This window comes from Embleya scabrispora DSM 41855 (assembly GCF_000372745.1).
Lineage (GTDB): Bacteria > Actinomycetota > Actinomycetes > Streptomycetales > Streptomycetaceae > Embleya > Embleya scabrispora.
On record NZ_KB889685.1, the window covers coordinates 36624 to 57064 of the forward strand.

At 69.6% G+C, this 20441-nt stretch carries 18 protein-coding genes and 1 pseudogene; 8 read left to right on the forward strand and 11 right to left on the reverse strand.

The window, feature by feature from the left end; genetic code table 11:
* Window positions 1-16: 16 nt before the first annotated feature.
* On the reverse strand, window positions 17-877 hold the full coding sequence (locus tag A3IC_RS57575; RefSeq protein WP_158696166.1) for a PDDEXK family nuclease: 861 nt from the start codon (window positions 875-877) through the stop codon (window positions 17-19).
* 268 nt (window positions 878-1145) lie between these two features.
* On the opposite strand from A3IC_RS57575, the gene A3IC_RS57580 reads away from it, so the two are divergent.
* Entirely contained in the window at window positions 1146-2357 is a 1212-nt protein-coding gene (locus tag A3IC_RS57580; protein ID WP_158696167.1) for a DUF4073 domain-containing protein, read from the forward strand.
* A gap of 295 nt (window positions 2358-2652) precedes the next feature.
* On the opposite strand, the gene A3IC_RS57585 is transcribed toward A3IC_RS57580, so the two are convergent.
* The 3 genes from A3IC_RS57585 to A3IC_RS57590 form a co-directional block, all read right to left on the reverse strand.
* Complete coding sequence (locus A3IC_RS57585) at window positions 2653-3573, reverse strand: hypothetical protein (RefSeq protein ID WP_020554100.1); 921 nt, start codon at window positions 3571-3573, stop codon at window positions 2653-2655.
* Between the two features lie 34 nt (window positions 3574-3607).
* Window positions 3608-5521, reverse strand: a complete 1914-nt coding sequence (locus A3IC_RS0131675) for an IucA/IucC family protein (RefSeq protein WP_106669067.1) — start codon at window positions 5519-5521, stop codon at window positions 3608-3610.
* Between the two features lie 1026 nt (window positions 5522-6547).
* The gene (locus A3IC_RS57590; protein WP_020554102.1) at window positions 6548-6970 is read right to left on the reverse strand and encodes an ATP-binding protein; all 423 of its coding nucleotides are present in this window, start codon (window positions 6968-6970) and stop codon (window positions 6548-6550) included.
* Between the two features lie 467 nt (window positions 6971-7437).
* Here A3IC_RS57590 and A3IC_RS0131685 point away from each other — a divergent pair, with 467 nt between their 5' ends.
* Both A3IC_RS0131685 and A3IC_RS57595 read left to right on the forward strand, forming a co-directional pair.
* The gene (locus tag A3IC_RS0131685) at window positions 7438-7710 is read left to right on the forward strand and encodes a hypothetical protein (protein ID WP_020554103.1); all 273 of its coding nucleotides are present in this window, start codon (window positions 7438-7440) and stop codon (window positions 7708-7710) included.
* 82 nt (window positions 7711-7792) lie between these two features.
* Window positions 7793-9355 (forward strand): MDR family MFS transporter, encoded by a 1563-nt coding sequence (locus A3IC_RS57595; protein WP_020554104.1) that lies wholly within the window; start codon window positions 7793-7795, stop codon window positions 9353-9355.
* On the opposite strand, the gene A3IC_RS0131695 is transcribed toward A3IC_RS57595, so the two are convergent.
* Window positions 9317-9853: a hypothetical protein gene (locus A3IC_RS0131695; protein ID WP_158696169.1), complete on the reverse strand. Its 537-nt coding sequence runs from the start codon at window positions 9851-9853 to the stop codon at window positions 9317-9319. The two genes, A3IC_RS57595 and A3IC_RS0131695, sit on opposite strands and share 39 nt — an antisense overlap.
* A 141-nt stretch (window positions 9854-9994) precedes the next feature.
* On the opposite strand from A3IC_RS0131695, the gene A3IC_RS57600 reads away from it, so the two are divergent.
* From A3IC_RS57600 to A3IC_RS62890, 3 genes and pseudogenes are all read left to right on the forward strand, one after another.
* Window positions 9995-10453, forward strand: coding sequence for a hypothetical protein (locus tag A3IC_RS57600; RefSeq protein ID WP_169400950.1), 459 nt, complete (start codon window positions 9995-9997; stop codon window positions 10451-10453).
* A 181-nt stretch (window positions 10454-10634) separates the two neighbouring features.
* Window positions 10635-11864: pseudogene (locus A3IC_RS62885) on the forward strand (serine/threonine-protein kinase); the annotation flags it as partial.
* A complete protein-coding gene (locus tag A3IC_RS62890; protein WP_020554108.1) occupies window positions 11851-12375 on the forward strand; it encodes a hypothetical protein in 525 nt (174 codons plus the stop codon). The pseudogene A3IC_RS62885 and the gene A3IC_RS62890, both read left to right, overlap by 14 nt.
* Window positions 12376-12397: 22 nt before the next feature.
* Here the strand turns inward: A3IC_RS62890 and A3IC_RS0131715 are convergent, their stop codons facing one another.
* Complete coding sequence (locus tag A3IC_RS0131715) at window positions 12398-12775, reverse strand: peptidase inhibitor family I36 protein (RefSeq protein WP_020554109.1); 378 nt, start codon at window positions 12773-12775, stop codon at window positions 12398-12400.
* 202 nt (window positions 12776-12977) lie between these two features.
* On the opposite strand from A3IC_RS0131715, the gene A3IC_RS57615 reads away from it, so the two are divergent.
* Window positions 12978-13481: an AMIN-like domain-containing (lipo)protein gene (locus tag A3IC_RS57615; protein ID WP_020554110.1), complete on the forward strand. Its 504-nt coding sequence runs from the start codon at window positions 12978-12980 to the stop codon at window positions 13479-13481.
* A gap of 45 nt (window positions 13482-13526) precedes the next feature.
* On the opposite strand, the gene A3IC_RS0131725 is transcribed toward A3IC_RS57615, so the two are convergent.
* The 4 genes from A3IC_RS0131725 to A3IC_RS0131740 form a co-directional block, all read right to left on the reverse strand.
* Entirely contained in the window at window positions 13527-14162 is a 636-nt protein-coding gene (locus tag A3IC_RS0131725; RefSeq protein ID WP_020554111.1) for a class II aldolase/adducin family protein, read from the reverse strand.
* A 696-nt stretch (window positions 14163-14858) separates the two neighbouring features.
* On the reverse strand, window positions 14859-15848 hold the full coding sequence (locus A3IC_RS0131730) for an ABC transporter ATP-binding protein (RefSeq protein ID WP_020554112.1): 990 nt from the start codon (window positions 15846-15848) through the stop codon (window positions 14859-14861).
* Window positions 15845-16654 (reverse strand): ABC transporter permease, encoded by an 810-nt coding sequence (locus A3IC_RS0131735; RefSeq protein WP_211232319.1) that lies wholly within the window; start codon window positions 16652-16654, stop codon window positions 15845-15847. Before A3IC_RS0131735 ends, A3IC_RS0131730 begins: the two co-directional genes overlap by 4 nt.
* Window positions 16647-17501 carry an ABC transporter permease gene (locus A3IC_RS0131740; protein WP_020554114.1) on the reverse strand — a complete coding sequence of 285 codons (855 nt, stop codon included), beginning with the start codon at window positions 17499-17501 and terminating at the stop codon, window positions 16647-16649. The genes A3IC_RS0131735 and A3IC_RS0131740 overlap by 8 nt, the downstream gene beginning before the upstream one ends.
* Before the next feature lie 300 nt (window positions 17502-17801).
* Here A3IC_RS0131740 and A3IC_RS0131745 point away from each other — a divergent pair, with 300 nt between their 5' ends.
* The gene (locus tag A3IC_RS0131745; protein WP_079026802.1) at window positions 17802-19097 is read left to right on the forward strand and encodes a TerD family protein; all 1296 of its coding nucleotides are present in this window, start codon (window positions 17802-17804) and stop codon (window positions 19095-19097) included.
* Between the two features lie 133 nt (window positions 19098-19230).
* Here the strand turns inward: A3IC_RS0131745 and A3IC_RS0131750 are convergent, their stop codons facing one another.
* Complete coding sequence (locus A3IC_RS0131750; RefSeq protein WP_158696170.1) at window positions 19231-20274, reverse strand: hypothetical protein; 1044 nt, start codon at window positions 20272-20274, stop codon at window positions 19231-19233.
* Between the last annotated feature and the right edge of the window lie 167 nt (window positions 20275-20441).

The following is a 20441-nucleotide window of genomic DNA, read 5'->3' on the forward strand; positions in this document are numbered from 1 at the left end:
GGCACGGTCGCGGGGCTCATGACTGGAACGCCCGCCGCACGAGTCCCGCGACCCTCCCTCGGCGGAGCGTGTCGTGCCAGGTGAAGCGCAGGACGAGCGCGCCGACGAGGGCCAGGTCGTTGGCCCGGGACTGGTCGCGGAACAGCGCGTCGGGCCGCGAATGCACGTCCGCTCCGTCCGCCTCGGCGAAGATCGGCCGCAACCCGGTCAGCCATGCGAGATCCACGCGGGCCCGGCCGCCGCCGGGCAGTGCGACCTCGTGCTGCAACTCGTCCGGTGCGACCCCGCCTCGAACGCAGTCGAGCCGCACTCGCGACTCCAACGGGCTTTCGGCCCGCGCGTCCGCGATCTCCAGTAGCGGCCGCACCTGCCCCGCCCCGGGCCGGCCCGCCGCCGCCCGCTCGACCGCTTCCAGCTGCGCCGCCTCGACCAAGCCCAGATGCAGCGCCGAATCGAGGATTGCCAATCCGTCCTCGGGCGCGAGCCTGGGCAGCAGGTCGGCGAGCGTCCGCACCGGCGTCGTTACCGGAAAGCCGTCCACCATCACGATCTCGTCCGCTGGCAACCGTCGCCGATGCGCCACCATGCCGGGCCCACCACGACGCGACGCGGTATAGGGCGTCGCGATGTGCACGGAATCCACGCGTGGCACGCCACGCATCCCGTGCACGTGGGCCGCACTGTGCAATACGCCCACGGCTCGCTCGCCATAGGCCGCGAGCCCGGCGCGCAACAGCCCGCGCGAGGAGAGCGCACATCGATCGGCATCGACGAGCCCCACGCCGCGCGCGAGCTCGCGCACCCTCCCATCGCTGACGAGCCTGCGCCACACCCGCCCGGACACTCCGGCGGACAGCGCCTGTTCCCGCGTTACCACCCCGTCGTGCTGCCATGCCAACCCCCGCAAGACTCGTACGGCCTCTTCCATTCCCGGATCCTGGTCCGCACGGCCTGCGGCGCGGTGCGGGTGGATGTCATCTGTGGACAACTCGGCTCTTGTGGACGACTTGGGGCTCGCTTTGCCGGATTCGTGGACGATCTTCAGCCGTTCGACACCTTCATGATCATTGCGGGCCGCCGAGCGGTCGGGACCAACCGGTGTGATGGGTGGGTCCCCGCATCCCCCTCCGTCCCCGAGGACCGCCATGCCCAACTTCCGCAAACACCGGCGCCTCGCGGCAGTGTGCGCCGCGCTCGCCCTCACCGCAGGCGCAGGCGCCGCCTATGCCGAGAGCCGTCCTGCCGCTCCCCACGTCTCCGCCCCGGTGAGCGCGGGCCCCGCCGCAGCGCCTGCCAAGGTGTCCTTCAATGTCGTCAGTGACGTGCAGGGCGACCTAGCGGACTTCGGCCGCGCACTCGACCAGATGAAGGTGATCAACCCGAACAGCGGCGCGCTCGTCGTCAACGGCGACATCACCCCGCGCGGCTACAAGTCCGAGTACGACCAGGTGAAGCAGGTCCTGAACACGCGTCCGCACCCGGCGAACACGTTCTTCACGATCGGCAACCACGAGTTCTACGTGCCCAAGTACTGCAATCCGGACAAGCTGTGTCAGGAGACCTGGCCCAACGGCACCACCGAGCAGTCGCTCTTCCAAAACTTCTACGACTTCACCGGGCTCGACAAGGTCTATTACGAGCGCGTCGTCGACGGCGTCCCGATGCTGTTCCTCGGCACCGAGAAGTACATGAAGTACAGCGACCCCACCAAGTGGGACGAGGTGTGGTTCAGCGAGGAGCAACTGACCTGGCTGGAGCAGCGGATGAACTACTGGGAGGCGCAGGGCAAGCCGACCTTCGTGTTCTCGCACCACGTCCTGCCGGACACGGTCTCGGGCACGCGTAACAAGCTCTACAAGTCGGACTACCTCCAAGCCGACCGGATCATGAAGATCCTGGGTGCCCACAAGGACGCCGTGCTGTTCACATCGCACACGCACTGGGATCTGAACCTGTCCGACTGGGCCGTGCGCAAGGTCGTGCCGGGGACGGGCAACCTCGAGGGCTTCACCGTCGTCAACACCGGTGCCGTTCAGACCCAGTGGACCGACGACGGTTCGGGCGGCGAGAGCGCGCTGAGCGGCTTGGAGAACAGCGGGCTCCAGGTCGAGGTCGCAAACGACCGGGTGACGATCAAGGCCCGAGACTTCCGGCGCAACCAGTGGGTCAAGGAGATGAACGTCCCGCTGCACACCAAGTGCGCGGCGGCCAAGCCGTGGACCGAGTCGATGACGTACACGAACGGCGACACCGTCGTGTGGAACAACCACACGTGGCGTGCCAAGTGGTGGACGCGTGGCGAGGCGCCGGGCACGACCGGCCAGTGGGGCGTGTGGGAGGACCAGGGCGCTTGCTGATCGCCCACGACAAGACCTGAAGGGGTGGGGTCGTCGGCGGCGGCCGGTCCCACCCTTTCGGCAACCCCGGTGGCACCTCGCGGCTTGACGCATTCGGCGCAGGCCCGTGAAGCCCACGCCGCATGCGGTCGCAGGTGGCTGCGGCTCCTTCTGCGGCGGCATTCCGCAATCCGGCAAACCGCTATGGCGCGCCACGGCAGTCAGGCCGTCCGGGCCGGTCGTGGCCGCGGTCACGAAAGGCGAAGGCGACCCGACCGATCACTTCACTCGTCAAGTCGAGATCCTTGCGGGCCGCTCAATGGCCGACCGCCGGCGATGGGGACATACGCGGATCGCTTCGTGTGAGGCTCCGGCCCCCGCCACGGTCTCCAGGCGTCCGCGCCGGGCCGACCATCGGGTCGATACGCACAAGCGTGAGGTCCCCCTTGTCGAGTATGCCCGCCCGCCGTCGCGCGGCTGCCCACCGGGCGAGTTCGCGAGGACTTCCCGCCGCGGGCTCGCGCAGTTCCTCCCATGGCCGCCCACCTGCCAGCGCGGTGCGCAGGAACCACGCGCCGGCCGTGTCGTTGGCGACGTACAACAGATCGCGGTCGGTCCAGGTACCGCGCGCGCACCGCACCCGCCGTGCCACCGCAGCGGGGTCCGCGCCGTTGCTGGTCGCGACATCGGGCCGTCGGGAGGAGGGAAACACCCGCCAAAGCCGGTCGCCGCGGACCTGGAAGAGATAGGCGTCGCCGAGCACCGCGGCCGCCCATTGGCCCCGTCCGGACAGCCACGGATGCGGCGCGACGTGCGCGGCGAGCACCGCGGAAGCATGTGCTCCACGCTCCAACTTGCGCAGTTCGTAGGGCTGTACGGGCATGCCGCGCCGATCCCGCTCGACCAGATAGCGCCTGGTCAGCTCGGGCCATCGGTCCGCCGCGCGCGCCAGCACGTCGGCGAAGCCCGTTCCCCCACACAGGAGCGGAGTGGGCGCCGCGCCGCAGGCTCGCACCAGGAGTTCGGCCCAGCGCCGGGCGAGCAGACTCTCCGCGGCGCCGTCCGCGAGAGCCACCCGTAGCGCGCCCGGCCGGTCCACTCGGGCGCGCCTGCACGCGGGTCCGGCCGGCGGCAGAAACCCCCGCCCGGCCCCGTCGCCGACCCAGACCGCGTCCTCGTACTCCAGAGGTTCGCCTTCGTACCGGTGCAGCGCCAGGACCGTGACGTTCGCGCGCACCGTGCCGTCTCCTCTGTGGTGGTACGAGAACCGCTCAGCCGCGCACGTCCGCAATCGGGTTGGGGATGTCGACGTAGACGGACTGGGTCTCCAACGGAACTTCGAGTTCGTCGAGACCCGCGACACGGGTGAGCAGATTGGCCTTGCACCGCAGTGTGGCACCGTCGAGGAGGCGGTCCATGAGCGGGCGCCCGGCGGGGTGGTCCGCACGCGTGCGGATCAGCCGGTCGCGGAAGATCGCGATCAACGCCCCTTCGTCGGCCAGCCCTTGTGCGCCCATCGCGCCGACAAGGCCGAGTACGTTGTTGATCGCGAGGTAGTAGCCGAGCCGTTCGTCGATCACGTGGTCGGAGCACCAGGTGCCCAGGTCCCGGCCCGCGCCGGGGAGCCAACGGGCCAGCCGTGCACCACGTTCGGCCGAGAAGTAGTAGCCCTGATTGCCGCGGTAGCGCCCGCCGATGGGTCGGCCGTCCGTGTCCAGTACGACCAGGGTGTTCTGTTGATGCGCCTCCAGCCCGAGGCCATACTCCCCGTGCAGCCACAGGATCGGCGCGACCAGGACGTCCAGGTAGCGGCGGAACCACGATTCGGCGGTCTCCCGCAGCGGCGTCGCGGTGCGTGCGGCGAGCGCATACAGCACGTCGGCGAGCAGCGACCTCCCCCGCTGCAGGTCGGGCCGCGGCGCAGCCAGCCCCGCGATGCAGTGCACGCGATCACGCGGGCCGAACGGGTTGTCCCGCACCACGAGTTCGAGCCCCGACTCGCCACGACCACCGGGGATGTCGACGGCGATCCAACCGAGATCGCGCAGCACATCGAAGCCGGGATGGGCGGAGTGCATGACGCGCTTGAGGCCGGCGTCGAGCATCCGGTGCACGGCGAGACCTCGGCGCAGTTCGCTGCGGTGGTTCTCCCGACGGGAGTTGGTGATCTCGACGCCGAGCGAGGTTTTGAGCATGACGGGCGCGCCGGTGCGGTACACGGTGCGCAGCGAGGAGGTCGCCGACCACGCGGGCCCACCGGGGCCCAGGTCGCGGAGCAGGCCACGTTCCAAGAGGGCGGCGACGCCGGGCCTACTCAACACGTCGCGGGCTTGCCATGGGTGCGCCGGCAGCGCGACCATGCCCGGCGGCAGGCTTACGTCACCTTCGGCGAGCCCGGCGAGCACGACCGGTACGGGACGCCCCAGATCGCCGTCGTGGACCGCGACGGAGGGATCGACGGCGAACCAGTGCAGCGGGAACGAACCACGCAATTCCGGCGAGTAGCGAGGCGATGAGGGTCCGTACATGCCCTGGCGGGACGCCGGCGAGGGATGCATCGGATGGCCGAGCACAATCGACTGCTCGGTGCACATGAACGGCGTCGTGCCGGGAATGTCCTCGGGCGCCTTGCGGCGCTCGGCGAGGTGGTGTGCGATCCGCCGGGTCGAGTCGATCACCCGATCGGTCATGTCGGCGATCGCGGTGATCGAGCCGACCCGCCCGTGCGCCGCCTCGATCGCAAGCAGCACGGCCAGCGTGGTTGCGTCGAGTGCGACGCCGCTGCTCAGTCGGACCGGCCCGAAGCGGTGCATGCCGGTTTCCGAGCGATACAGGATCGGCGCGACGACGGTACTGGCGGTCGCGGGCAGCGGTAGCCGTAAAGGACCGTCCACCGGGACTGCCGTGCCGCTTTCGCGGATGCGGCAACGCAGCAGATTCTCGATGGCTGCGTGGTCGGCGGCACGTGCGGGTACCGGGTCGAGCAGTGGGTCGCTCGATACGTGGTCATCGGTGCCGATGTGTCGCGCGGCGCCGAGTACTGCGCCGGGGCGCGGGTGTTCGAATTCGAGATGGGCCGGGTGGGCTCGCGCGGGCGAGGGTTCGTCCCCGGCCGGGCCCGGAATGGGCTTTCGAGGGCTGCCCGGTCGCGCCGGCTCCGGAAGCGCCTCCGCGGATGTCGACATGTGCGGTACGTACCTCCCCTGGGTCTGCACGGCCGTGGGTCGGGCGACGGTTCGAATCGTGGACGCGGCCCGTTCGCCACCGCTCCGAGGGACGTTCACCGTACGGCAATCCGCCGGTTATCAGAATCATGTCCCGCATCGGGCTCCCGTGTGCGGGCTTTGCGTGATGGCAACCCCTTGTCGTGATCCGCGACGTCTGCGGTCGCCAACCCCTCTGCGGACCCGACCCGTTGTGCCGATGTCGTCATCGAACAGCCGCGGGGGCTCGTCACCACCGTACGAACGCCTCCATAAGAGCGATGTCAGGTACCGGACATGGCGGTTCCGGTGCGGTTTCGCGTTCCCCGGATGAGGATGCCATCGGGACGAGTGGACCGTGGCGGGTCCGCCGGCCTGCCCGGATCGTCGATGCGGGCGATCGATACCGAACGGGTTGCACATCTCGCACCCACAAGGAGTTTGCGCCATTTTTGATGGATCGGGGTACTGGTGCCAAATATGGTCGCCGTAATCCCCTCGTTCCGTTGAACGTCACCATGGACCGACTGCCTGCGGTTACGATACGAACGCTCCTGTGTCGTAGGCATCGAGGGCCGTAACCGGCCCCTCCTCCCGCCCGTCCGCGCACCCACCCGCAGACTGCCCTGCCGACGTGGCGGGGCGCCGTCGCCGGCCGAGCGTCGACCGACGAGATCCCTCGCACGTTCGTTTCGCTCTCGTACAGGCTGCGACTGTCGATCCGCGCTGCGGCGAAGGCGGTGGTGAGTACGTGCAATTGACGCTGATCATTGCCTCGATCGGGTGAATGACGACCGTGGCGAACGTGCTCCTTTGAGGTGGCCTTGTTGTCGACCGGCGCCGGCGCTCCGAACACTCGGACCCTGTCGGGCGTTTCGGCAATGAGATGGGGTCGTTGAAGGACCAACGGGCGCGCCGTGAACACCACCGACCCTGGACCGAGGACGGCGACGGGTTGCGAGGCGAGGAGTACTGGGAGGGCGGGGACGATGAAACGGGCGCGCGGACTCAGGCGACCGGCCACGGCAGGATCACCCACAGGGTCTTGCCGTCCGGGTGTGCCTCGATGTGGATCTGGCCGCCGAATTCGGTGACGATGTTGCGCACGATGAGCAGGCCTCGACCGGAGGTGTCGTCGACCGTTTCCAACAGGGCGACCGGACGGTAGGGGTGGCGGTCGCGTACTCCCAACCACAGCCAGCCGTCGTGCACCGTACAGGTCACCGAGACCTCCGGTGACAGTACGGCGGCGTGTTCGACGGAGTTGGTGATCAGCTCGGAGGCGACCAGCTTCAGGGCGTAACCCAGGTCGTGCCCATAGGGCAGCCCCCAGTAGGTCAGATGGTCCGCGAGAGCTCGTCGGGCCTGGGCGACCGAGGCCGGTTGGGCGGGCAGGGTGAACCAGCAGGATCGCTCGTATCCCGTTCCCATGTCACCCCTTTCGGCACCGCGCCTCAGCGTACTGACCGGCGCGCTTGCGGGCGCACGGTTGACGATTCGTCATATCGCTACGATTCGATGATCGGTCGCGTGTGTGAGTGAAGGTCGACATGGGCAAGACCATCGCAGTCCACGTCCCTCCCGGCGTGTGATTGTGAGCGCCGAACAGCGGCATTCCTCTGCGAATGACCGGATTGTGCACGGTGCGGATTCCAGAAGGGTGACTACCTGTGGTGGAAGATCTCGATGCCGTCGAACAGGCCATGTTGGCCAACCTTCTCGACGGTCGGCGGCCTCGTCGGCGCAGCTCGGAGACGCCGACCCGGTCCAATCGACAACACCAGCCCCCGCAGCAGCAGCGCCGTCAGGCGCAGTCGGCTCCGCGTGCGGTCATTCCAGCGCCGGCGCCCACCGCGGCACCCAATCGAGACGCTACGCGCGTTCTCGACATCGGCCGCGTGATCAAGCAGATCGACCCCCGGACCACGCCCGAGCAACGACACGCGATGGCGACTAGTTGGACCCAGATGGACATGACGGCCGCTCAGGTGCTGGCATGGCTGACCGCCGGCATCCTGCCCACCGAGTACAAGCTGGCGGCCCTGTGCCTGGAGCGGGGCCTGACCCCGCAGGACATGAAGACCCGTCTGGACGGCGTGCGCGTGGTCGAGCGGCTGCGCAGCGAGGGCGTGGACGGTGTGGTGGCGCAGTTGCGCAGCGGCGCCGCGTAGGCGGGCCGCGCCGAGGGGCATCGCAGGCCGGGCCGGTGGTGATCATTGACATGGTTCATTACCAAGCCTAGCTTTTAGCGATGTGAAGGATTCGGGGGCGGGTTCCGCCGCCCCGCATACTCTGACGCACCGCCAGATCTTGTTGGTCTTCTGCGGGTTGATGCTCGGCGTCATGCTGGCATCGCTCGACGCGACCATCGTGTCAACGGCGATGCCGACGATCGTTGCCGACCTCGGCGGGCTCGAACACCTGGCGTGGGTGACCACCGCGTACACCCTCGCCACGGCCGTCTCGATCCCGCTGTACGGAAAGCTCGGCGATGTCCACGGCCGCAAGCGGCTGTTCCAGTTCGCCATTGTGGTGTTCCTCGCAGGCTCGATGTTGTGCGGCACCGCGCAGTCGATGGGCGCGCTGATCGCCTTCCGGGCGATCCAGGGGCTCGGCGCCGGTGGGCTCATGAGCAACGCGCAGGCCATCATCGGTGACCTGGTGCCGCCCGCCGAGCGTGGTCGCTACCAGGGGTTCATCGCTTCCACGGTCGCGTTCTCGACTGTGTGCGGGCCGCTGATCGGCGGCTTCTTCACGGAGGCGCTGTCGTGGCGATGGGTGTTCTACGTGAACATCCCCTTGGGCGCGGTGGCGCTGATGGTCACGTCCGTGGTGCTCAAGCTGCCGCGCAAGGCCTACACCAAGCGTCCGTTCGACGGCTCCGGTCTCGTTCTGCTCACCTGCGGGACCAGTGCCCTGATCCTGTTCACGAGTTGGGGCGGGACACAGTTCTCCTGGGTCTCCGCGCCGAGCCTGGTGCTGGCGGTGACGGCGGTCGCCATGCTCGCCGGCTTCGTCTTGGTCGAGCGGCGTGCGGTCGACCCGTTGATTCCCTTGCGGCTGCTCTCGCGCAACACGATCGTGCGGGTCGCGTGCCCGCTGACGATGGTCACCGGTTGCCTGACCCTGGGGATGAGTACGTTCCTGCCGATCTACCAGCAGATCGTGCGCGGTCATGGGCCGACCGAGTCGGGGCTGCTGCTCGCCCCCATGATGCTCTCGATGATGGTGTGCTCGACGTTGTCGGGCCGGTTGATCTCGCGGATCGGCAAGTACAAGCGCTTCCCGTTGATCGGCACCCTGCTCGCCGCGGCCGGGCTCGTGGTGTTGTCGCTGCTGGGCACGAACAGCCCGTACTGGCATCTGCTGATCGGACTGATGGTGCTGGGATTCGGTCTCGGCACGATCGGACCGGTGACCACACTCGCGGTGCAGAATTCTGTCGAGCAGTCGGACATCGGCGTGGCCACCGGCCTGAACTCGTTCGCGCGCTCGATCGGTTCGGCTCTGGGCGCGGCCGTGCTCGGTGCGGTGTTCGCACACGGGCTGGCCGACGGGACCGGGAGCAGCGGTGCCGGCGAGACCGGCATGGGGGTCACCCGGCAGGCGATCGACGCTTTGCCGGCGGGGCAGCGAGAGGCGACGTTGCTCGAATTCACGGACGCGCTGGACGCGGTGTTCCTGGCGGGCGTCCCGATCGCGATCCTCGGCTTCGTGCTCGCGTTGATGCTGCGGGAGATCCCGTTGCGTCGGGGGCCGAAGCACGTCACTGCCGGATCAGCGGGCACCGGACGCAAGTTGTCCGAGGCCGGCTGACAGATCGCGTAGATCTTCCGCCGCGTCCCAGGCCCAGTGATTGGGGTTGCCGGCGAGCGCTTCGTCGGTCTCCAGTCGGCGCAACGCGAGCCCCGCCAGGTCGAGGACCAGGTCGATTTCGCCCTGGCCGTTCAACCGGTTCAGGACGACCACGACGTCACACACACGCCGGGTGAGACTGCGTTCGGGGATGCCCTCGATCAACCGGGAGAGGCCATAACCGGCCATCAGGCCCAGGATCATGCCGCGTATGGCCGACAGGTCGCGCCCTTCCCTGGCCGGTTCGAACCGGCGCCACCAGCGCACCCACGCCTCGGGCTCGGTGGTCGCACGAGCCTCGATCGCGGTGCGGCGCGGCGGGACGAGCCCCGACTGCACGGACCCGGCGAGCATCAGCCGTTCCAGAGCCGCGTCCACCGCGACCTCCAACTCGGGGTGCGGCGCCGGTCGCTCGAAAGTTCGACTGTGTTCGGCGGCGGTCAATGCCATCGTCGTCATGCGATGTATTGGAGCGGAGTGTCGCATTGCCCCGCCCTGCGATCACTCGAACGAGGGACACTGTGTCGCATGAACGAGTGGGAACTGTGGCGCCAGGACGACAACGGCGCGCGTTTCCGGATCCGGGGATACGCCGATCGCATGGCCGCGATCGCCGGCCGATTGGTGATCGAATCCGGGATGCCGCACAAGCAGTTGTATTGGGTGGCGGGGCCGCCTACCCCGACCTGCCCCACACCGGGTGATGCGGCGGAGCGGATTGCGGCCCTGTCGGCGGACCACGAGCCGATGGCAGCCGCGTTCCTGGCGTCCTTCCGGCGCGTGGGGGCATCGTTGTGCGACGACCGCCACATCGACCCCGACACGGTGGCGGCTTTGTTCCAGGTCGCGTGGGAGCAGGCCGAGCCCGGACCGGCGCGCGAATACGAATCCGATGGCAAGTACACGCCCGAGGACGAAGGCGAGCCGGCGCAGGCACCGGCGCTCGACCGCGCACGGGACCATCTGACCCACGCCGCGGCCGTTTTGCGGGCCCTGGACCCGCACGCGAATCTGCGCCTGCAGGATCTGCTCGACCTCGTCACGCGCATGCCGCGCTGACGTTCCGGTCCCCCAGGGGGCGTGGACACTCATCGACTCAGGGGGGATCGATGCGCGAGCTTCAGGCCGTTGACCCGCCTCGGATCGGGCCGTACTCGATCCATTCCCGGCTCGGCGCCGGCGGCATGGGTCGCGTCTACCTCGGCCGTTCGCCCGGCGGGCGGCCGGTCGCGGTCAAGGTGATCCATGCCGAACTCGCCCAGGATCCCGACTTCCGGGCCAGGTTCCGGCGCGAGATCGATGTCGCCAGGCGGGTGCAGGGGTTCTTCACCGCGCCGGTCCTGGACGCCGACGCGGACGCCGACGAGCCGTGGCTGTCCACTGCCTACATACCCGGGCCGTCGCTGCACGCGCGGTCGCCGAGCAGGGGCCGCTGCCCGTCGAGGCCGTGCGTGTGCCGGCCGGTGGCCTCGCCGAGGCTCTGGCCGCGCTGCATGCCGCCGGGGTCGTGCACCGCGATCTGAAGCCCTCCAACGTGCTGCCGGCCCAGGACGGCCCGCGCGTGATCGACTTCGGCATCTCACGCATCGGTGAGCAGACCGCGCTGACCCGCACAGGCAGCACGGGCAGCACGGTCGGTTCTCCCGGCTACCTCGCCCCCGAGCAGGCCCTCGACGCGGAAGTGGGGCCACCCGGGGACGTGTTCGCACTCGGCGGCGTGCTGGCCTACGCCTCCACCGGGCGCCCGCCATTCGGCGGCGGCCGGGTGGAGGCGGTGGTGTATCGCGTGGTCCACGGCGAGCCGGACCTGGACGGCGTCCCTCACGAGTTGCGCGGTCTGATCCAGTCCTGTCTGGCCAAGGAACCTGCGGACCGCCCGCCTGCGGGACAGGTGTTGACCTACCTCCAGGAACTCGGCGTCGACGCGCACGCGGCGCCCGATGCCTGGCTCCCGGAGGCCGTCACCACGATGCTCCCGCCGCATCAGGCCCCCATCGGCGGCCCACCCGAGCTCACGCCCGGGCCGGCGCGCCCGCCCTCGGTCCCACCCTCGCCGAGGCCGCCCGCCGACCTTGCGCCGCCGTCATTCACCCGCCCGCAACCCGTGCAGACGTTCCACGCGACGCCTCCTGTGCCGCCCCGACCCTCGACCCATCCGGCGACGCACATCTCCTCTCGCGCCGCGCTGCCGCCGCCCGAGCCCCGCAGTCGCGGTCGTGCCGGGCCGATCGCCGCAGCCGTGGTGGCTTGTCTGCCGGCCGTCGGCACGGCGGTGGCGGTCCCGAACCTGATCCACGAGGACGCCCGGGCCGCGCGCAGGACGGATCCGCCGACCTCCAAAACCAGCCAGGGCGGCACCACCGCCGCCGCGAACGGCGCTACTCCCCAAGGCGCCACGTCCACTGCCTCGGCCTCGCTCACGACCCCCGGGCCACGCCCGCCGGCGACACCTCCCAGTGCTGGCCGGTGAGACCCGACACAGCCGCCTGGGCATCACGTTCGTCGTGCCGACGGGCTGGACGGTCGAGCAGGGTACGGACGGCCCCCACGTGATGTGTGTGCTGCCGCCCACCACGCTTCTGGGTCGCCCCAACGACGGCTGCGCGGTGGACGGCGTGGAGATCCGCCTGCCCGATCCGCCCGGCGACGAGTGGGGACGGGCGCTGGACCTCGAATCCGGATCCAGCCGGGTCTGGCAGGGCGACGCCTGGTGCCGCGGGGCAATACCCCGCGGCACCGCGATGACCACGTCATCGACGATCGTCGAACGCGGGTTCCGCCCGGTCGGACCCAAGACCGCCGATTACCGGCGCTGGTCGGCCGGTTGCGACAACGGCTCGACGTATCACCCTCGGGTGTGGTGGCTGCCGGTCACGAAGCTCTCCATCGAGACCTTCGCGATGCCGCCGAGTCTGGACGCGACGGTCGATCGGATCGTCGCGTCCTTCGATTTCTCGGGCTATTCGGGAGCCCAGGGTTGACGACCACCCGCCATGGCCGCCGTCACGGCTTCTCCCAGATTTGGAAGGCCCGAACCGTAAAGGGGACCTCGGGCACGAAGACGCCCTCGCCCGGATACGTGCTGAAATCCCCTTCGGTGGCGCACTCCCTGCTCTGATACATCGTCACGTAGCGATCCATGCGGTTCGCGAAGGACAGTGCGTCGACCCCGTTGGGCAGTGACACGCACTGCTCGACGTTTGCGCCGGTCAGTTCGAAGGTCGCCGCCGGCGCACCCGCGAAGCCCGGCTCGGTCCAAAAGCACACCTGTCCGGGCGAGCACAAGGTTGCCGCGGCAGCGGAGGCGGAGGCGCTCGGTGCCCCCACGGTGGTCAACAGGCTCGTGGTCAAGGCCAGCGCGCAGACAAAGCGACGTCGCATGCGATTCATGAGAACTTTCCCGTTCGTCGAATCCGTTGCCCCGGTTCCGACGTGAGTCCAGGGTCGCTCAGGAAAGGGCGAAGTGCCTGCGAACGGACGCGGATTTACCTCGAAAGAGTGCATTCAAGATCGTCTCGCCTATCTCGGAACCAGAGTGCGAAACGTTTCGTCAATGTAGATATCGGCTCATTCGGAGGCTGTCATGGCTGTTGTATCCGTCCCTCGTCGCCATCTCGTCCGCTCCGCGCTCGGCGTCGCCGCCGTCGTCGGCATCGCCGCCACCACGGTGCTGTCGGGCACCGCCCAGGCCGCCGCCGGCACCACATACCTCACCAACATCCGCACCGGGCAACACGCGACCTACGACCGTGTGGTCCTGGACTTCTCCGCCGGCGTGCCCGCCTACGGCGTCACCGGCACCAGCAGCCTGGAACAGTGCGCGAGCGGGAAGCCGGTCAGTTTCCCGAACAGCGCCGAGTACGTCGAGTTGGACATCACGAGCGCGGCTCACGACGACAACGGCAACGCCACCTACACCGGCCCGCGCACCGTGGTGACCAACATGCCCTCGCTCACCGGGTACGCGGTCACCTGCGACTTCGAGGGCAAGCTCAAGGTCGGCATCGGCTACAAGAGCAACGTGCAGCACGTGGTCACGTCGGTGCTGACCAATCCGAGCCGCATCGTGATCGACGTCAAGCGCTGACCGACGGCCGGGCCGCGGCACGCCGCGGCCCGTACCCGTCCCGGGTCATCGCGTCCCGGTCATCCGTCGTTCGACCGCCGCCAACTCGGCGGTGGTCAGCACGTTCGGCGTACCCACCGCGAGCGAGCGCACGTAGACCTCGCACAACCACTCCAGGATTCTGGTGCGGTCGTATGCCTCGATCAGATCCCGCCCCAGGGTCACGCCTCCGTGGTTGGCCAGCAGCGCCCCGCTTCGACCACCCGCGAGCGCCGCCCGCACCGAGTCCGCCAACTCCGGGGTTCCGTAGGTCGCGTACGGGGCGACCCGCACATCGTGGCCGCCGAGCAGCAGCACGTTGTAGTGGATCGCCGGCAATACCGGCAGGGTCGTTGCCACCACCGCGCCGAACACGGCATGCGTGTGCACCACGGCCCCGGCGCGCGGATCGCTCTCGTACAGCGCGAGGTGCATCGGGGTCTCGGAGGACGGCGCCCGCGTACCCTCCACCACCGCGCCCGTCAGGTCCACGACCGCGCACTCCGCCGGTGTGATGCGCTCCAACGGGGCGCCGGAGGGCGTAATCGCGACCAACGAGTCCCGGCGCACGCTCAAGTTGCCCGAGGCACCGACCACCAGGCCGCACTCGACGATCCGGCGTCCGAACTCGCATAGCTCGCGACGCTCGTCCTCCAACAGCACCGAGGCCTCCCCAACCGGGATCCGCCCGGATTCGCTCTGGCACCACCACGACCGGCCGGGACGACATCGCCCCAACGAATCCAATCAGATCGGCGTGCTCGGATCCCGCCGTGGTGCCACGATTCGAGTCCGCCGGCGACCACGGCCCTGGTCGTGGCGGTGTCGACCGCCCCCGCCACGACCAGGGCGGGAGGACGGGCAGACGCGGCGGCGAGTACCCGTATCCGGTCCGAGTCGGCGTCGCCCACCCACCCGGCCACCGCCGCGTCGGGGTCCGCCGCCCGCAGCGTCACCGCGGCCCCGGCCAAGGCCGCGACGGCGCCTTCGCGAGCGAAGTACCAGCGGTGTCCCGGGTCGACCGGCAAACGGAAAGCAACCGGCCGCCCACCGCGACAACGCGGCACCGACGACATCGTCCCGACCGCGCGTCATGTCCCGTCCCCCTCGGAAGGATCTCCCGAGTCACCATCCGACCGCCGGGGGCTATCCCTCGAAAACCGGGAGCCGGGCACAATGCCCGCCCGACGGGTCGTCCAGGATGCGACGCGGGCGGGAGCCCCGAAGGCATCACGACCGCAAGCCGCGAGCCGCGACCCACAGCCGGGCCAACGAGCAACGGCCGGCAACCGCCGCCAACGGTTCGTCCTCAAGCCCGCCACGCACCCAGGCCACGAGATCATCCACGAAGTCGCCCCGTCACCCCCGATACAGCCGCGCGACCACCTCCTCGATCGTGGGCTCCCGCACGGACACGTCCCGCAATCCCCCGTCGCGCGCGATCGTGGCGATCAGTTCCCCCGCCGGCACGCCGTCCAGGGCGAAGGTGACCCGCCTGCCGTCCGCCTCGATCGCCTCGATCGCGACCCCGGGCATCCGCACGTCCAGCGCACGCGCCTCGTCCAGGTCGACGACCACGCGCCGGCGCGACCCGTAGCGTGCGTGCAGGGCCTCCAGCGTCCCGTCGTGCACGACCTGCCCGCAGTCGATCACGATCAGCCGCCGGCACAGGTGCTCGATGTCGGCGAGGTCGTGCGTCGTGAGCACGGTCGTGACGTCCCCGCGTGTGCCGATCTCGGCCAGGAAGGCGCGCAGCGACTGTTTGCTGACCACGTCGAGCCCGATCGTCGGCTCGTCCAAAAACAACACGTCCGGACCGTGCAGGAGTGCGGCCGTGATTTCGCCGCGCATGCGTTGTCCGAGCGAGAGTTGGCGCACCGGTGTGTCCATGAACTCGTCCAGTTCGAGCATCGCCCGACACTGCCGGAGCCGGGCCTCGTGCTCGGCACGCGGCACCGCGTAGACGAAGCCCAGCAAGCGGAACGATTCGCGCAAGGGCAGGTCCCACCACAGTTGCGAACGCTGACCGAAGACCACCCCGATCCGGCCTGCGAGCCGGCGCCGGCGGGGCACCGGCTCCAGGCCACAGACCCGCACGTGTCCCGAGGTCGGCGTCAGGATGCCGGTCATCATCTTCAGTGTGGTCGATTTGCCTGCCCCGTTGGGTCCGATGTAGCCGACCGTCTCGCCTCGCGCGATGCTCAACGCGACGCCGTCCACGGCGGCCACCGTCCTGGATTCCCGCCGGATGCGGCCGACCTTGCGCCGGACCGTGAACTCCTTGCGCAGGTCCCGCACTTCGATCATCGTCTCGGTCTTGATCGCGGTCATGGTCCCGGTGGCGGTCACGATCCCGTACTCCTGTAGTGCCGAATCCCCGTCCGCCACATCAGCAGCGCGATCAGCCACGCGAACGCCGCGACGGCCGGGGAAAGCCAGGCGAGCCAGTCCGGCCCGCCGAGTGGATCCGCGTGCCCCGTCAGGAACAGCGCGGGGTGATACCCGACCAGCGCGAGGCCGACCCCGTAGCCGAACACCCGGCGCAGCAGCCCGGGGTAGATCGTCGCCGGGTAGCGTGCGAACTCCTTGCCGCCGTAGGTGAACGCGTTGGCGATCTCGCCGGATTCGACGAACCAGAACGCGACACAGGCACCGGTCACGAACACCGCGGCGAACAGCGCGCAGCCCGCGATCGGGGTCAATACGAGCATCAGTACGCGCGCCGGCGTCCAATGCGGAGCCGCGTACACGAGGACGACCGCGAGCAGCACGGACGACTGCGCGACCCGGCCGATCCGGCGTAGCGCGAAGTCGGTGGCGAGCAGTTGCGGCAGTACGCGCAACGGGCGTACCAGGATGGCGTCGAGCATGCCCTTGCGCACGTACAGCGACAGTCGTTCGATGTTGCCGACGAGCAGGTCCGCGAGGTCGAAGGCGAACACCGCGAGCGCGGACATCACGAGCACCTCGCGCAGCCCGAACCCGCCCACCGTCGGCGAGACCCGGAACACCACCAGGACGACCGCGGCCTCGACGAGCGTGCTCAGCGCGCATGACGCGACGTCGACACCAAACGATGTGCGGTACTGGGTCTGGCTGCGGATCTGGGCCTGCACCAGGCGCCCGTACGCCCGGCTCACACTCCGCTCAGCCACCCTGGATCACCAGCTTGTCGGTCGCGGCCCGCTGCACGCGCAGGACGAGTGGCACCAAAATTGCGACCCAGACGAGTTGGAGTACCACGCTGCCGATCTGCTGTGCGGGTCCGGGGCGTTCGACCACGACGTCGAGCGGGATCTGGAACAGGCCGGGGAACGGGGTGCCGAACCACAGCACCACCTGGGCCCAGTCGGGCAGGAAGCGCAGCGGAAAGAAGGTGCCGGCGAACACGCCGGAGGCGAGCAGCCACACCGCGCCGAGGCCGCGCGCGTCGAGGAGCCAGAACGCGCCGAGGTTGACGAGATAGCGCAAGGTGAAGCTGAGTACCGTGCCCAGGATCAGCGAGAGCACGAACAGCGGAATCGTGTAGGGGCGTTGCGGGATGTACATGGTGAACATCAGCGCGCCGGCGAGGACGGGTACCAGCATTCGGGCGAGCACCGCGTAGGCGGCCCGGCCGAGGTCGGCGGCCAGGAATGCCTCGAACGGGTCGATCGGGCGCAGCAGGTCGGCGGTCACGTCGCCGCTGCGGACGCGGTCGGCGAGTTCGTTCCAGGTCCAGGCGTGTACGACGCTGAGGATGCCCTGACCGACCCAGACGTAGGTGGCGAGCTGGGCGGCGTCGTAGCCGCCGGGCCGGCGTCCGTCCTCGGTGAGGGCTCGCATCAGCGAGTAGATCATCACACCGAAGACGGTGTTGGTGAACAGACCGGCGAGGGCGGCCTGCCGGTAGGTGGACCAGCGGCGAAAGCCCGCGCCGACGAGTGCGCCGAAGCGGTACAACCGGGCCCGTCGGTCCGGCGGGTGGTCGACCCGCAGTGGGCGCGCGAAGGCGAACGTCATGGTGAAATCCCTTTCCCCGGGCAGCGTGCGGCGTCGGCGAGGCCGACGGGACACGCGACTCCGGGCATACCGAAGTGACCTCGGGCTGAGGTGTGGGGATGCTCACTCTTGGTTTCGTTGCGCCGAGCCTGATGCGTGTCGAACGCCGGCCCCGGCCCGCAACACCCCGGGCAAGGCGAGCAAGAGTAGCGGACGAGCGGGGACGTTTCACCCCGGTTTCGCTGACCCGTACGGGTGGGCACCCGATTTTTTCGCCGCAAAGGATGAACCGATCAACCCACTCGTGTGACGATCGTGCGCATGGTGCAGCAGTTGGGCAAGGGACAGAACACGCCGGTGGCCGCCGCGAAGGTGCGCGCGGTCTTCGTCTGGCGGCCGGGGCCGAGTACGCCCGGCCTGGACGCGTCGGCGCTGTTGTTGGGTGCGTCGGGTCGCGTCTCGGGCGACGCCGACTTCGTGTTCTACAACCAGCCGACCCATCCCTCCGGCGCGGTTCGCCACGTCGGCAAGGACGAGGGGACGTGGTCGCGGGACGCGCTGGAGATCGATCTGGGGTCGATTCCGGCGGGCGTGGATCGGGTGGTGCTCGCGGCTTCGGCGCACAGCGGCACCTTCGCGGGCATCCGTGATCTGCACCTGTTGGTGAGCGATCCCGGGGCCGAGGTGGACCTGGTCCGGTTCGACATCGCGGACGCGACCGTGGAGACCGCGATGCTCGCGGGCGAGTTGTACCGCCGTGGTGGGGCCTGGAAGTTCCGGGCGATCGGACAGGGCTACTCGACCGGGCTGGAGGGGCTCGCCACCGACTTCGGCATCACGGTGACGGCCCCGCCCCCGCCGGCACCGGCGCCTCCTCGGGTGCAGGCCCCCGCGCCGCCCCCGCCGGTGTCGACGACGCCGCCGCCGGCGCCCCGGCTGAACGTCCGCAAGCCCGAGCCCGCGCGGCCGCCGGCCACCCCGCCGCCGGCGAGCACACCGAGCAGGCCGCCCGTGCGGTTGAGCAAAGTGACGCTGACCAAGGCGTCGCCGATGGTGTCGCTCAGCAAGGAGGGCATCACCGGCAGCCGGATGCGGGTGAACCTCAATTGGGTGCAGGCAGCTCCCGGGCGGGGCATGCTCAAGAGGTTGATGGGGCCGACCGACCTCGACCTGTGCTGCTTGTGGGAGCTGAACGACGGCTCCAAGGGCATCGTCCAGGCGCTCGGCAACATGTTCGGCTCACCGGACAAGCCGCCGTACGTGTTCCTGGATGGCGACGACCGCACCGGCGCGAACACCGCCGGCGAGAACCTGTTCATCAACCTCGACCACAAGAGCAGCTTCAAGCGGCTGCTGATCTTCGCGTTCATCTACAAGGGCGTGACGTTCGACGACGCGCAGGCGGTGGTGACGCTGACGCCGGCGACCGGCCCGGAGTTGGAGATCCGACTCGACGAGACCGGCGGCGCGGCCCGCTCGTGCGCGATCGCCCTCGTCCAGAACCAGGGCGGGGACCTGACCATCCAGCGCGAGGTGCGCTACATCAAGGGCAACCAGCAGAAGGTCGACCAGGCGTACGGCTGGGGCCTGCAGTGGCGGGCGGGCACCAAGGACTGACGACGAGCCCCTGCACGGGGCCACGAGACGAGTGCCGTCGCGGGCGCGTCCGGTCGCGAGCGCACGTGTACATGGGCGCAGGAGCGGGCGCTGATGCAGGCGCGGGCGCCGACAGTGGCCGGCGCCGTCCTGGTCACGCGTCGTCGGGATGCGTCCCCTCGGGGCGCACTCCGATGCCGGGCAGGTCGACGTAGCCGCCCGACGTCCACGCTCGGGTGCGCAGCCGACGCACGCCGTCGATCCCCCAGAACGCGAACGCCTCCAGGATCGAATCGGCCGCCGCGACGGCGTGTTCGGCACCGGGTCGCAGCCATACCTGGCGACCGTTGCCGGGTACGTTGCCCAGTTCGAGGCGGTCCTGCCCGACTCGGATCTCGACCGTGTGCGCGGGTTCGGCGACGTCGCCCAGCACCAGCAGGACCGGTTCCACCCACCCGACCAGCGGCATGTCCACGACCAACGAGGACAGTACGCGCGGCAGCGCATCGCGGAAGTCCGCCCAGTCGCGTGGGTCCGGCCCGAACGGCAGGAACAGTTCGGCCAGGCTCATGTCGGGCCGGCTCACGCACCAGATGTAGGGCAGTTCGGCCAGCGAACCGGCCCGTTCGAAGCCGTGCCGTTCGAACGCCTCGCCGGCGCGCGTGGGGAACAACTCCATGACGAGCGCCTCGTTCTCGTCGTCCCGGGAGAGTCGCAGGGTGATCCGTCGCGACCGCCAGCGCAGCCACGCGGCGGGCCCACCCCGCCACGGTGCCGGGCCCAAGGTCGCGGTCAGTGCCGCGCCGAGTCTGGTGTGCGCGGCGTCCAACTCCCGCCCGCGATCGCGGACATAGGGCACAGCGCCCCAGGCTCCGGCACCGTAGGCGTACTGGCCGGGCACGGACGGCCCCTGGAACCCGGGCATCGGCGGCGGCGGATCCACCCGCACCGGCAGCGGGGCGGTGAAGCGTACGCACGGCGCGCCCTCGGCACGCTCGCCGGATTCCCCCCGGCACAGCAGCCCGGGTATGCCGGTCTCGATGGCCACGTGCCCGTCCTCGTCCGGGCGCGTCTCCCAGCCGAGCCGCCCGGCGGTCTCCTGGAGGGCTTCGACGGACCAGTCCCCCCACTCGGCGCCTCGGGCGGCGAGCAGCGTTCGAGCGAGTGTGTCGGCGGCAGGCATCACGGAGACGGCCATGCTCGACATGGTCACAGCACACGGGCCGATCGGACCAGACCCTTTGCCGATCCGCGCTCGAAAAGATCGTCGTCGGAACCCGCGCCCGCACGCGCGTGCGCCGCGATCGAGGCCACCCGCGACCCGGGTCGACCGGTGCCCGCGGCCGACGACGCACACCCGCCGGC